Below are 13,739 nucleotides of genomic sequence, written 5' to 3'. Positions count from 1 at the left end.
ACTTAAAATAAGTTCCTGTCAAAACTCCGAAAAAGTTATTATCGTGTAAATGAATGATTTTACTTTAAAAACTTTACCTTTTAGCAATAAACACGCTATAAAAATCTGGTCAAAATAAATTATATTGCCTCAAATTTCCAATAACCGATTTCACCAAAATCAAAACCAATATGTTGTACCTGACAGGCATTATAATTACCTTTTTTCTGGTTGTGATTCTGGCAAGCAAAAAAGATAAAAGCGAAGCTGATAAAATTTTGGCATTTTGGCTGTTTTTTACAGGCTTTCACTTGTTTTTGTATTATCTGCATTATAAAAATGATTTTGCTTCATTTCCATATTTATTAGGTTTTGAATTGCCAATGCCTTTGCTGCAAGGGCCATTTTTGTTTTTATATACTTCGGCATTGACAAATCAGAATCAGCATAAAAAATACAATCTTTTGCACTTTTTGCCTTTTATAATGGCATGTTTAATTCTCATTCCGTTTTTTGAACTTTCTTTTGAGGAGAAATTAAAGGTTTTTCAAAACGAAGGAAAAGGATATGAAAATCTGATTCTGATTTTATACAGTGCCATTTTAATTTCGGGAATCACGTATGCTTTACTTTCGCTTCGAAAACTTTCAAAACATCGAAAAAACATTTCTGAAGCTTTTTCTTCTACTGAAAAAATCAATTTGCGCTGGCTACAATATTTAATTCTCGGCTCAAGCATTATCTGGCTCGTCGTTATTTTATTTAATGATGAATATATTTTTTCATTTGTTGTTTTTTATCTGATTTTCATTGGCTATTTCGGGATAAAGCAAGTTGGGATTTTCACGAATCAGGCCTTATCTGAAAACAAAATTCCTAATATTTCTTCTATAGAAAATATCGAAACTGAAAATTCATCTGAAAAAATAAAATACGAAAAATCAAGTTTGACCAACTCTGAATTACAACTTTTACATCAAAAATTAACTCAGATTATGACGAATGAAAAATTATATAAAAATCCAGATTTGACTTTAGCCGATTTATCTCAAAAATTAAATATTCATTCAAATGTCCTTTCTCAAGTCATCAATTCTGCCGAGGAAAAAAACTTTTACGATTACATAAATTCACAACGCGTACAAGAATTCAAAAAACTGATTATTTTACCCGAAAATCAAAAATTCACTTTGCTTTCAGTCGCTTTTGAATGCGGATTTAATTCAAAAACAGCTTTTAACCGAAACTTCAAAAAAGCAACCGGACTTTCTCCTTCTGAGTATTTGAAATAGGTTTTTTTGTTTCTTGCAGATTCCGGAGATTTAAACAGATTTTTAAATCATTTTAATCCTAAAATCTGTTGCAATATAACTTCATACCTTTGCGAGCAAATTTCACCACAAAAAAACTTAGCATCTTTAAAAAAAGAACCACCTTACAAGTTGGGGCGATTACCATTAGTTTGAACAACATCTTTGCATAAAATTTTAAAAAATTATGCAATGAAAAATAAGATGTTATATTCAGCTGTAATAGCCATTTCAATTTTCTTTTTTCTTGGATGCGAAAATGAAAATGAAATTGACGGAGTTGGGAATCTAGTTCCAAAAACGGTCGATCAGGATTCTTCATTACCTTCTATTTTTATTAACGGAACACAGCTTCACGCAGAAACTTTTGGCAATCCAAACAACCCGATGTTGGTATTTCTTCACGGCGGTCCTGGCTCTGATTATCGAAACGGACTCAATGTACAACAACTCGCCAATGAAGGTTATTATGTGATTTTTTACGATCAGCGCGGTTCTGGATTATCAAAAAGACATGACAAAAACAGTTATTCCATTCAGCTGGTTTTAGATGATCTTACAGAAGTGATTCAATATTATCGTACTTTTCCAAATCAGAAAATTTTTCTTTTTGGACATTCCTGGGGCGCAATGCTGGGAGCGGCGTATGTCAATTCCTATCCTGATAAAATCGACGGATTAATTCTTGCTGAACCAGGAGGATTAAACAAACAACTTTTGGATGATTATGGCGAAATGAGCCGTAAAATCAATATTTTTTCTGAAGTTACCAGCAATCTTTTATACGCTGATCAATTTTTGACCGGAAAAGAAAATCAACATGAAATTCTGGATTATAAATACGGAATTTCTTCGAGTTTCTCTTATGCAAAAGGCAATAAAGAAGGCATTCCCGGACCGTCGCCTTTTTGGAGAATTGGCACAACAGTTTTAGAAAGTTTCACCGATATCGCCGAAAATGATGGTTTTGATTTTACCACAAACCTCAACCAATACACTACTAAAGTTTTGTTTTTATACGGAGAATTAAATCAATCTTATGGTTTAAGGTTTGCCCAAAAAGAAGCCGCTTATTTCCCTAATTCAGAAATTTCAGAAGTAAAAGGAACCGGTCATGAAATGATTTATTTCAAATGGGAAAATGTGCATCCGATTGTCCTGAAGTATTTAAACGAATTAAAATAACTGCCATGAAAGCAATACTAGTATTTATCACTTTTCTCATTTCACTTTTCACATCTAATTTCTCACAAGCCCAAAACATTAATTGGGAAAATCTCAAAAACAATGAAAAACACATTTTAAATGCAAATGCAGGTTGGGAATATAGTTTTGTTTACGGATTTAGTTACGGCTATCATTTAAAAACCAAAATGCCAATTATTTTGGAAAGCTCAATTTCTTTAGCATCTGGCGAAGTTATTTTTGATGATTTTAAAACGAAAATTGGCGGACAAATAAATGTTTTCCAAATTAAAAATTTCCGTTTTAATGCCGCAATTCATGGAATTTACAGACGATATGAAAATCCGTTATTGACTTTGCAGAATTTTGGTGCCGATGCTTCAACGACAATTGGTTATTATAAACCAAAATGGTTTGTCGCAGGCGAATTTGGTTTTGATAAAGCCATTGTAACACATTTTAAACATTCCGACATCTATAAAGAAGTTTATCCCGATGTGAAAAATGGCTGGTTTGAACCCACAACAGGAGGAAATTTCAACTTTGGAATTCAGGGTGGTTATTCTTTTGCCCGAAGCGATTTGACTTTAAGAGCTGGAAAAGTTATTACCGAAGATTTTAAATCAGAGCCGTTGATTCCTTTTTATTTACAGATTGGTTATAATTATAAATTGGATTGATTTTTTTAAAACACATAGAAACATAGATTTTTTAATCTTCGGAAAGAATAATTTAAAAAGCCAGCTTTCACACATAGCTATGTCTATGTTTGTTTGCACAAGTGAAACGCCTTTTACACACTAAGAATACTATGTTTCTATGTGTTTAAATTTTTATACACAGAAATAAACCCGACAAGTTTTAAAAACCTGTCGGGTTTACTATTCAGTTTGTCAGGCTGAGCGAAGTTGAAGCCTCTTTTTACAATGCGAGCCTTCGAATTCGCTCAGGATGACAATAGTTTTCATAATAATATTTAGAATTTCACTTCTAACTTCTCTCCTTTTTTCAAAACAATTTCCTGCTTTTTATCCCCGAAAATCAAAGTTGTTTTTCCTCCAATTTTAGAAGAAACGATCAATTTTTGAATCGTTTTGTTGCTCCAGTTCATTTCAATTTCAAATCCGCCTCTTGCGCAAATTCCTTTTACAGCACCTTCTTCCCAAGCGTCAGGCAAAGCAGGAAGCAAACGAATCTCATTTTCATCTGACTGAACCAACATTTCGGCAACGGCTGCTGCACCACCAAAATTTCCGTCAATTTGAAATGGCGGATGCGCATCAAATAAATTTGGATACGTTCCTCCTCCTCGTCTTGGCTTTTCGGTTTTCTTTTTATCAGGATCTACGTAACGTAATAATTCGCGATACATTTTATAAGCACGATTTCCATCCCAAAGTCGCGCCCAAAGATTAATTCTCCAACCTTTTGACCAACCTGTTGTTTCGTCGCCTTTTATTTCGAGCGTTTTTCTCGAAGCTTCCGCCAAATCTGGTGTTTTTAACGGCGTAATATGATTTCCTGGAAAAAGTCCGAATAAATGCGATTGATGACGGTGTTTTGGCTCATTATCATCCCAGTCAAAATACCATTCTTGCAAATTTCCTTTTTTCCCAATTTGATATGGATGAAATTTCTCAAGCGCTTTTTCTAATTTTTCTCTAAAAGCAGCATCTGTATTCAGCACTTTTGAAGCTTTTATGGTTTTATCAAAACATTCGCGAATCATTGCCAAATCTGCAGTTCCTCCATATAAAGTAGCTCCGACAAAACCATCTGCCAACTTATATTGATTTTCTGGCGAAGTAGATGGCGATGTTATTAAATTTCCGTTTTTATCCGTCACAAGCCAGTTTAAACAAAATTCGGCTGCACCTTTCATTAACGGATAACCTTCTTTTTTCAAATAAGCTACATCTTTCGTAAAAGTATAATGTTCCCAGATATGCGTACTCAGCCATGCGCCCGCAATTGGCCAACACGCCCACATAGGTTCTTCTTTTCCAAATTGTCCAACCGGATTAGTCATTGCCCAAATATCCGAATTATGCGCCGCTGCCCAGCCTTCATTTATGCCATAAAAAGTCTTTGCAGTAACTTTTCCTGTTACCGAAAGATTTTTTATAAAACTTAAAAGAGGCAAATGCATTTCGGAAAGATTTGTATTTTCTGCCAGCCAGTAATTTTCTTCCAGATTAATATTCATGGTATAATTGCTACTCCAAGGCGGATTCAGATACGGATTCCAAAGTCCTTGTAAATTTGCCGGAACGCCAATTGTTCGAGATGAACTGATCAACAAATAACGCCCGAAATTAAAATACAGAATTTCGAGATTTTTATCTTCTTTCCCGTCGGCGTAGCGTAATAAACGCTCATCTGTTGGTAAGTCTGGCGCGGTGGTTTTTCCAAGGTCTAAATCGACACGATTGAAGAATTTTTGATAATCAGCAATGTGGTTTTCTTTAATTTTATCGAATGGTTTTGCGTACGCTTTGTTCAAATTTTGCAATGCCAATGTTATATCGTCTAAACCTTCAGTTGCAGGATTTTTATCAAAACCATTAAAACTGGTTGCAACGGAAACATAAATAATGGCTTCAGTTGCATCTTTTAAAGTTAAAGATTCCCGAGAACTTGTAATTTTTCCGTCGGTTTTTTTGATTTGAACTAAAGTCGTAAATTTTGTTCCTCTTTCTTTAATGTTTAAGTATTTTGGCAAAACAGTATATCCAGCATTTTCGTGAATTGGCGCAGAACCTGTCATTACCAATATATTACCTTTCACTTCGACATTTGATTGTAACAGACTTTTTAAATTAACATCAAAATTCAAAGCGCCTTTTTGATCGGCTGTTAATTTGATTATCATGATTTGATCTGGCGCTGACACAAAATATTCACGTGTATATTTTATGCCTGCCATTTCGTAACTTACTTTTGAAATTGCATTTGAAAGATCGAGTTCGCGATGATAATTTACAGCACTTCCTTTTTCGGAATTATTGATTTCTAATGTTCCTAAAGGCGAATACGATTCCGAGTTTTTGCCTTGAACTTTTTTATTTAATTCTTCGGCCAGTTTATAATTTTCATTTTTTAAAGCTTCTCGAATTGCCGGAATGTTTTTGTAAGCTTCCGGATTCATATTAGCATTTACAGGTTCACCCGACCAAAGCGTAATGTCATTCAGATAAATTTTATCTGAATTTGCACCACCAAAAACAGTTGCTCCCATTTTTCCGTTTCCTAAAACAAGGCTTTCTTCAAAAAATTCGGCTGGCTGTTTATACCACAAAATATGATTCGACTGCGCCGAAATGTTTATGCCGTAAAATGTAAGAAGTAAAACAAAGAATATTTTTTTTATGAGTTTTGAATTCATGATTGCATTTTGGTTAGAAGTGTAGTTTCTACAATATTAATCATTCCTGAGGAATTTTCATTTGTATTTATAGACATTTTATGTGCGTGAGGGATAGGAGCTATCCGCCACCGCGGAGCGTATAGCTCGGTCCCGTTAAGATAGCGGGATCACGCCAGAAACTTTTACTAATGACTATTCACTAATGACTATTCACTAATGACTATTCACTAATGACTATTCACTAATTACTATTCACTAATTACTATTTACTCACCTTATATATTTCGTTTGCTGTAATCATTTCCCAATTATCAGTTCTGAAAGGCGAAGCTGGAAATTTTTCTTTATTGAAAAGATTAATTTGTGTGTCGTCGTCTGCCCAGCCGTAATGAACCGCAACAGGATTTTGAACTTTGTCACTTGAAACAATTATTTTATTGTCTTTTATTATCGCTTTCGCGGAATGAAAAACTTTATCTGCGCCTGCGATTTCAAAACCTTTTAATTCATCGTTATTTGGCGTTGATAATCCGCTGCCGATGTGATCGAAAGTCAAAATAATTTCATTCCCTTTTATTTCTTGAGATTTATATGTTGGTCCGCTGAAAACCTGTTTTTTGCTGTAAACATTATTTAATGCAATTGCTGCAAGACGCAATCCAACATCTTGTTTGTTTGTTGGGTGAATATCTTTTGCATTTCCGATATCTGTGGTAACAGCCATTCCGGTATTTTTCAATTTTAAAGTTTCAGACTGTGCTTCGCGAAGTTCTGCCCAACGGCTTCCTTTTTTGCTGTTTCCTCCGGTTTCATCAAAAGTTGATAATTGAACGAAATAAAAAGGAAAATCGCCTTGTTTGAATTTTGTTCTCCAATCGGTGATCATTAACGGAAATGCTTTTTTATACTGATTTGCTCTCCAAACATTCGCTTCGCCCTGATACCATAAAACGCCTTCAATTGCATAAGGAACCAACGGATTTACCATTGCGTTATATAATAATGACGGATAGCTATTTGGCGATAAAGCAGTTTTTACAACAATTACTCTGAATTTCCATTTCCCGGCAAGCGGAATTACTTTACTTCCCACCGTTAATTTTAAATCTTCCGATTCTCCATAAATTCCGCCACCGCCACTGTTATCAACAATTCGAACAGCGATTACATTTTTTCCTTCTTTTAGAACATTTTCCGGAATTTGATATACTCTTTTAAAATCCCATTGCGTGTTTTTACCGACTTCGATTCCGTTTACATAAGTAATATCTTCGTCGTCGACTTTTGCTAAACTTAAAGTTGCTTTATTTTTAATATCTTCTGCTGAAAGTGTTATGGTTTTTCGCATCCAAACCACACCATCTAAATCACCTAAAGGCTGATTCTCCCATAAACTTGGTGTAATTAATTCGCCCCAGGAATTATCATCAAAAGAAAGTTCTTTGAAAGTATTTTCATTTGCTGTACTTACTGAAGTTCCTTGAATTTTCTCAACCCTTTCTTTCATTCGCTTTGCGTATAAAACAGAAATAGAATCGACATTCATTACTGGAACATCGGCAATCATGTTTTTGAATTCTGCACTATTTTGAAATGCTTCACGGCTTGTCCAGGTTTCGACATTGGTTCCACCCCAAGATGTATTGATAATTCCGATTGGGATTTTTAATTCGGCATATAATTTTCTGGCGAAATAAAATCCAACTGCAGTAAAATTGCCGACTGTTTCTTTGCTTGAAACTTCCCATTTTCCGGCTTTTAAATCGTCTTTCGGTTTCCCGCTTAAATCCTGCGCAACTCCAAAATGACGAATCATTGGATAGTCAGCATTATTCATTTCTTTTTCGGCATTCATGGTTTTGAAAACCTGAAATTCCATATTCGATTGTCCGCTGCAAATCCAAACTTCGCCAACTAAAACATCTTTAATCGTAATTTTATTTTTTCCGATGATAACAAGTTCAAAAGGCCCGCCCGCTTTTTCAGCATCTAAATTGATGGTCCATTTTCCGTTTTTATCGGCTTGCGTTTTTTTGATTTGTTTGTTGAAATGAATTTCTACTTTTTCATTTACATCGGCAAAACCCCAAACTGGAATTGCTTTATTGCGCTGTAATACCATTCCGTCTGAAAATAGCAAAGGCATTTTGATATTAGCATTTGCCATTATACCACATACCAAAAAAAGAAAGCTTATCAATTTCTTCATTTTCTTTATTTTAAAAATTTAACTTTAAAAATTAACCGCAAAGTTCGCAATCCCGATAGCTATCGGGATTGCGAACTTTGCAGTTAAATATATAATCAAATATATGTTATTTATTGCAGTCCTTCAATCATCGCATTTAAAGCTTGAGTATCGAAAACTGTATTATTTGATCGATCAAAAATGGCTGATCCATTATTTCCTGTATTTCCGGCATCCCAATAAAATGGCAAAATTCCGTTTGCCTTAGACTGTTTTACCACATATTTTAAAAAGTAAGCTCTTGAAGCTAGATGTAAAATCAAATCGGCACCAGTTAAAGTCGTTCTTCTGATTGCTCCAAATTCTCCCAATAAAACCGGAATTCCTTTGTCTACAAACTGCGTTTTCATAGATTTGAAAAGTTTATCTAAATCAGCTTCTTCGCCCCAAGTTGCATTTCGCGAAACATCAGTTGTTGAATGGAAACCGCTTCCCCAATAATAGAACATTTTTCCCCAATCAGCATCTTTGTCCATTAGACAAAATTGATATGGAGTGTAAAAATGCACCTCAGCCATTAAACGATTTGCCACTTTATCTGTTGGCAAAGTCAACATTAATTTGTTCGTTTTTTCAATATCTGTCGAAGGTCCCTGAACTACTAAAATACGATACGCATTTTTTCCTCCAGTTGAACGAACAGCATCGATAAAAGTTTGATGATAGGAATTTAAAACGGCCATTTGTGTGGCGTCTTCTACATTTGGTTCATTCGCGCTTGCAAATAATAAATGTTCGTCAAATCCGCGTAAAGTTGTTGCTATTTGTTCCCAGAACGCTTTTTGCTTTGCGTTATTTTCTTCTTTTTTGGCTTCGGTAACATTATTTTCCAGCCAACCACCATCCCAGTGTACATTTACCAAAACATACATATCATTGTCTACGCAATACTGAACTACTTCTTTTACTCGGTTCAGCCATTCTGCTTTTAACTCAGCCGTTTTTGCATTTGCCAAATATTGATTCCAAGAACATGGAATTCTAATCGCGTTAAAACCATTTGCTTTAACTAAATCAATCAGCTGTTTTGTAATTTTTGGATTTCCCCAAGCTGTTTCACCGCCAGTAGCTTCCATAGTATTTCCAATATTCCAGCCCAATTTTATTTTTGCTGCCAATTGTACTGCGGTACTTGACATTCCAGATGCATCAGCTGCAAGCGGACTCGTATTATAACTTGGATATTCAATTTTTGCAGGAACTACCGCTTTTTGGGAAACAGTAATTTCAACAGGTTCTGCCTGACCAGAAGTTAGTTTAATTGTTCCTGTTCTTGCCGAATTTGCTGTGTTTTCTAAAACCGTAATTTTTACAGTAGTACTCCCTGATGTTCCTCCTGCCTGACTAAATTTAATCCAGCTTGAACTTGTGCTATTCATCAGCCAAGCTGTAACATCTGTCTGAATTGTTATATCCGTCGTAGTTTCTGTACTATTGGCTTCAATAGCATTTTTATTAACTGTTAATGCATTTATGGTTAAATTTTGCGGTGTTTCTTTATCAGCACTGCAAGCCAAAACGCCAAAAAATACAATTAATGATGCGATGCTAAATATGTACTTCTGTATTGTTTTTTTCATTTTAAATAATTTAAAAAATTAAGCAACAGCGAACTGGTTTTCAGTTCGCTTCATTCATTATTCAACTTATTATAAAAAATAACAACCTTCTTATTGAATTGTTATGGCAATCTCTTTTTTGATATCTCTTGATGAGTTTCCAATTTTCAACGTATATTTTCCTGGTTCAACCGTCCATTTTTTAGCCGAAACATCATAATAGGCTAATTCTTTAACTGGAATTTGGATAGTAACCGTTTCAGAACTTCCCGATTTTACCAATACTTTTTTGAAACCTTTTAATTCTTTAGAAGCACGAGTCACTTTAGAACCTGCTTTTGAAGAATACACTTGAACAACTTCTTTTCCGTCAACTTTTCCTGTGTTTTTTACATCAACAGAAACAGAAATAATTTCGTTTGAAGTATAAGAAGTTTTATCCGTTTTACTATTTTCGATAGCAAAAGTCGTGTATGAAAGTCCGTAACCAAAAGGAAATAAAGGCGCAATATTTTTAGTATCAAACCAACGGTAACCTATCAAAAGTCCCTCAGCATAATTCACCGACTTTCCTCCCGGAAAACTGTTTGTAGCATGTGCTGGCGAATCCATAATATTTTTAGGCATTGTCCAAGGCAATTTTCCTGACGGATTTACTTTTCCTAAAATGACATCGGCTAATGCATTTCCTCCTTCAGAACCATTAAACCAACTCCAAACCACAGCAGGCGATTTTTTAGTAATTTCATCAATATCAAATGGAGCTCCGGCAACAAAAACTACAATTGTTTTTGGGTTTACTGCCAATACTTTTTTGATTAATTCTTCCTGTCCAAAAGGCAATTTCAACGTTCTTCTATCAGAAGCTTCAGTTTCGTAATCACGATTTGAACCAGCAAAAATCACCGCAACATCAGATTTTTTAGCTGCTTCAACTGCTTCCTGAACTTTTGCCGGATCTAATTCGTCAATAGTTACAGGACCGTTTAAAGTAATATCTCCTAATTTCCCTTTATTTTTTTCGTCGTAACGTTCTAAATAACCTTCGGCATAATTGATTTTTATAGATGAAGGCAATCTATTTTTTAAACCTTCAAGCGGTGTAACTTCTCTTTTTGTTTTTACTCCGGCACCAAATCCACCAAGAGAATTTTTCTTTGTTGCATTATTTCCAATTACAGCAATAGATTTAACTCCATCCAGTTTTAGTGGTAACGCGTTGTTATTATTTTTCAATAAAACAATATCTTCAGCAGCGATTTTGTAAGCATCTTGATAATGTGCTTCAGTAGCAATGCTTCCTTTTTCACGCTCTTTTCCGCCCATTGCTTTTACTTGGAACAAAACTCTTAAAATGCGTTTTACATGCAAATCAATTTCAGCTTCTGAAATTTCTCCTGCTTTCACTGCCGCGATTAATTTATCTGCCAAGAAAAATTCATTGAAAGGTTTTGGCGTTCCCATTTCAATATCCAATCCACTTTTTAGGGATTTTGCCGTTGAATGAACCGCTGCCCAATCTGAAACTACAACGCCTTTAAATCCCCATTCGTCACGAAGAATTTTATTCAGCATATAATCGTTTTCACATAAATATTCTCCTCTGAATTTATTGTAAGCGCCCATTATCGCATACGATTTTGCTTCTTTTACTGAAGCTTCAAATGCCGGAAGATAAATTTCGCGAAGTGTTCTTTCATCAATTTGAACATCTACAAAATCACGATTGGTTTCCTGATTGTTTGCTGCATAATGTTTTACGCAAGCCATTACGTCTTTTTCCTGTAAACCAACGATCAAAGGCACAGCGATTTTTTTATTCAAAAATGGATCTTCAGACATATATTCATATGTTCTTCCTCCAAGCGGCGTTCTAACCATATTAATTGCTGGAGAAAGCAACATGTCTTTATCTCTTGCGCGCAACTCTTCTCCCAAACTATTCCCGAAAGTATGCGCCATTTCAGCATTCCAAGTTGCTGCCAAACCGCCTCCTGCAGGATAATAAGTTGCAAAATCATTTGTTAATCCGGCTGGTGCCCAGCTGTCTCTGGAAATTTCCTCACGAACTCCCAATGGTCCATCCGCCATTTTTAATTCGGGAATGCCTAAACGTTCTACTGCTCCGGTACTGAACATGCTGTTTCCGTGAAGCATTCCAATTTTTTCCTCAAGTGTTAATTGAGAAACCAGTTTATCAATTTCGCCGTCAAACTCTGAACTTATTTCTTTTCCTTTATATTCTTCCGTTTGAACTGTTTCTGAAACTTCAGATTTTGAATCATTTTTACAAGAAGAAAACAACACAAAAGCCAGAGCTGCCGACAAGTATATCATTTTGTTTTTCATAGATAGTTAGATGTTTTTTGGATTCAAAGATTTTGTTCCTCACACAACTTCTTTAAACTCGGTTAATATATGTTTGTGGTTTTTACTTTATTGTTTAATTAAATTTAGAAAAATAACATCGTTTTCATTGATTTTAAAATCTCTACTAAAATTCCCTTTTGCATCAATTGTAATTTTTTCTGTTGAAATTGGTGCGCCGTTATTTTTCTCTTTTATCGAATTAACCTGCTCACGAGTTAACTGACTTGGTTTTTTCAAAGTTAAATAATCTGTGTAAGCGTCATTAACTTTGTAACCTACTTTATAAATCTCTAAAATATATTTTCCTTTTTGAAGTCCGTCAACTTCAATTTTTACTTTTCCTTTTTCTTTGGATGGCAAATCTTGAACGTAGTATATTTGGTTCCAAACTTTATCACCCGGATGTGTATTAGTAAAATCCCAAAGCAAAATTTGAACATCGCCTTTTGCATTTTTTGTTGTCCAAGAAGTTTTATCTGAATTTTGAAGTTCTGTTTCTCCTAATTTATTCAGAAAAGCATAAGAGAAATAAGCCGGTTTTTTAATTCCCTGCGTATTCAATAATCCGAAACCTCCGTGGAAAGGCGTAAATCTTGGTCCGGCTTCTTCAAAAATATCTGTAAAAACCCAATACGACATAGAGTTTACCGCATTGCCAACTTGTTTTATTTTTTGTAGAATATATGCTGCCGAATGATAACTATCGTGAATTGGATCTGCAGGCGTGTATGATGAACTCCATTCTGTATAATGCAATTCTAGATTTGGTTTAGCCGAATTGGTAATCAGTTTTCTAGAATTGATAATTTCGCCACTTACACTCCATTCGTCTTGATTCAAAACCGTTCCCGATGTTCCAAATTCATCCAAATATCCTTGTTTTACTCCGTAAGTATGTGTCGAAACAAAATCTATCGGAACATTATTTTTAGCACAAAAATCAATAGTTTCCGAAACCCAGCCTGAACCTGCTGTCGCTGGTCCACCAACTTTGTACGCAGGATTCACCGCTTTTATGCCACGAGCCGCATAATCGTATAATTTAAAATATTCTGCTTGAGTTCCTGTCCAAAAACCTGGCGATAAATTCGGTTCATTCCAAACTTCAAAATACCATGATTTTACTTCTTCATCGCCGTAACGTTCCTTAAAATGCTGAGTCAAATTTCGAACTAAATCTTCCCATTTTTTATAATCTTTCGGAGGTGTTACATTTCCTTTCCACCAAAAAATAGTTTCTTTTCCACTTGCCAAAGCATTCGGCATAAAACCTAATTCTACAAATGGTTTCATTTTCAGACTCACAATATAATCGAACAAAACATCGACGTATTGATAATTATATTCCGGATTTCCTTTTGAATCTTCGCGGTAAACGGCCATATCATCAGACAATAAACCATGAAATCTAATATATTTAAAATCGCATTCTTTTTTAACCAATGCCAATTGCTGTTGCCAATCTGCTCGAAGACCCTCGTTTGCTCTACCAGCGCCGATGCATTCTTTAAACATGGTATTTAATTTTCCTGCTTCTTTTTTGTAATCAACTTTTATGGTTCGATTTTCAGCATTATTGTTTTGTCCAATGATATGGATTGAATGAATTAAAACTAGCACTATTAAAATTCTTTTCATCTGAAAATGTTTATTTCGTTACCAAATCCGACAAGATTTTTAAAACCTGTCGGGTTTAACTTTTTACTTCTAATATTTAACTT

At 34.8% G+C, this 13,739-nt stretch carries 8 protein-coding genes; 3 read left to right on the top strand and 5 right to left on the bottom strand.

The genetic code is table 11. The annotated features are described in order from the left end of the window. Window positions 1–170 precede the first annotated feature (170 nt). The 3 genes from FN795_RS15700 to FN795_RS15690 all read left to right on the top strand — a co-directional run bounded on the left by FN795_RS15700 (window position 171) and on the right by FN795_RS15690 (window position 3,154). A complete protein-coding gene (locus FN795_RS15700) occupies window positions 171–1,271 on the top strand; it encodes a helix-turn-helix domain-containing protein (RefSeq protein ID WP_142451471.1) in 1,101 nt (366 codons plus the stop codon). 210 nt (window positions 1,272–1,481) lie between these two features. Next, on the top strand, window positions 1,482–2,474 hold the full coding sequence (locus FN795_RS15695) for an alpha/beta fold hydrolase (protein WP_142451470.1): 993 nt from the start codon (window positions 1,482–1,484) through the stop codon (window positions 2,472–2,474). A 5-nt stretch (window positions 2,475–2,479) separates the two neighbouring features. Next, window positions 2,480–3,154 carry a hypothetical protein gene (locus tag FN795_RS15690; RefSeq protein ID WP_142451469.1) on the top strand — a complete coding sequence of 225 codons (675 nt, stop codon included), beginning with the start codon at window positions 2,480–2,482 and terminating at the stop codon, window positions 3,152–3,154. 296 nt (window positions 3,155–3,450) lie between these two features. On the opposite strand, the gene FN795_RS15685 is transcribed toward FN795_RS15690, so the two are convergent. The 5 genes from FN795_RS15685 to FN795_RS15665 all read right to left on the bottom strand — a co-directional run bounded on the left by FN795_RS15685 (window position 3,451) and on the right by FN795_RS15665 (window position 13,656). Then, on the bottom strand, window positions 3,451–5,859 hold the full coding sequence (locus FN795_RS15685) for a glycoside hydrolase family 95 protein (protein WP_142451468.1): 2,409 nt from the start codon (window positions 5,857–5,859) through the stop codon (window positions 3,451–3,453). Window positions 5,860–6,103: 244 nt separating this feature from the next. Then, complete coding sequence (locus FN795_RS15680; RefSeq protein WP_142451467.1) at window positions 6,104–8,050, bottom strand: sialate O-acetylesterase; 1,947 nt, start codon at window positions 8,048–8,050, stop codon at window positions 6,104–6,106. Between the two features lie 110 nt (window positions 8,051–8,160). Then, complete coding sequence (locus tag FN795_RS15675; RefSeq protein ID WP_142451466.1) at window positions 8,161–9,669, bottom strand: cellulase family glycosylhydrolase; 1,509 nt, start codon at window positions 9,667–9,669, stop codon at window positions 8,161–8,163. Window positions 9,670–9,759: 90 nt separating this feature from the next. Beyond that, window positions 9,760–11,997: a glycoside hydrolase family 3 C-terminal domain-containing protein gene (locus tag FN795_RS15670; RefSeq protein ID WP_142451465.1), complete on the bottom strand. Its 2,238-nt coding sequence runs from the start codon at window positions 11,995–11,997 to the stop codon at window positions 9,760–9,762. Window positions 11,998–12,084: 87 nt separating this feature from the next. Continuing rightward, the gene (locus tag FN795_RS15665) at window positions 12,085–13,656 is read right to left on the bottom strand and encodes a GH39 family glycosyl hydrolase (RefSeq protein ID WP_142451464.1); all 1,572 of its coding nucleotides are present in this window, start codon (window positions 13,654–13,656) and stop codon (window positions 12,085–12,087) included. Between the last annotated feature and the right edge of the window lie 83 nt (window positions 13,657–13,739).

The sequence above is a fragment of the Flavobacterium resistens genome (assembly GCF_900182645.1).
Lineage (GTDB): Bacteria > Bacteroidota > Bacteroidia > Flavobacteriales > Flavobacteriaceae > Flavobacterium > Flavobacterium resistens.
This window is presented reverse-complemented; position numbering and strand designations above follow the sequence as displayed.

Coding starts and splice junctions, on each gene's coding strand:
- FN795_RS15700 (WP_142451471.1), top strand. CDS start 171: ATGTTGTACCTGACAGGCATTATAATTACCTTTTTTCTGGTTGTGATT.
- FN795_RS15695 (WP_142451470.1), top strand. CDS start 1,482: ATGAAAAATAAGATGTTATATTCAGCTGTAATAGCCATTTCAATTTTC.
- FN795_RS15690 (WP_142451469.1), top strand. CDS start 2,480: ATGAAAGCAATACTAGTATTTATCACTTTTCTCATTTCACTTTTCACA.
- FN795_RS15685 (WP_142451468.1), bottom strand. CDS start 5,859: ATGAATTCAAAACTCATAAAAAAAATATTCTTTGTTTTACTTCTTACA.
- FN795_RS15680 (WP_142451467.1), bottom strand. CDS start 8,050: ATGAAGAAATTGATAAGCTTTCTTTTTTTGGTATGTGGTATAATGGCA.
- FN795_RS15675 (WP_142451466.1), bottom strand. CDS start 9,669: ATGAAAAAAACAATACAGAAGTACATATTTAGCATCGCATCATTAATT.
- FN795_RS15670 (WP_142451465.1), bottom strand. CDS start 11,997: ATGAAAAACAAAATGATATACTTGTCGGCAGCTCTGGCTTTTGTGTTG.
- FN795_RS15665 (WP_142451464.1), bottom strand. CDS start 13,656: ATGAAAAGAATTTTAATAGTGCTAGTTTTAATTCATTCAATCCATATC.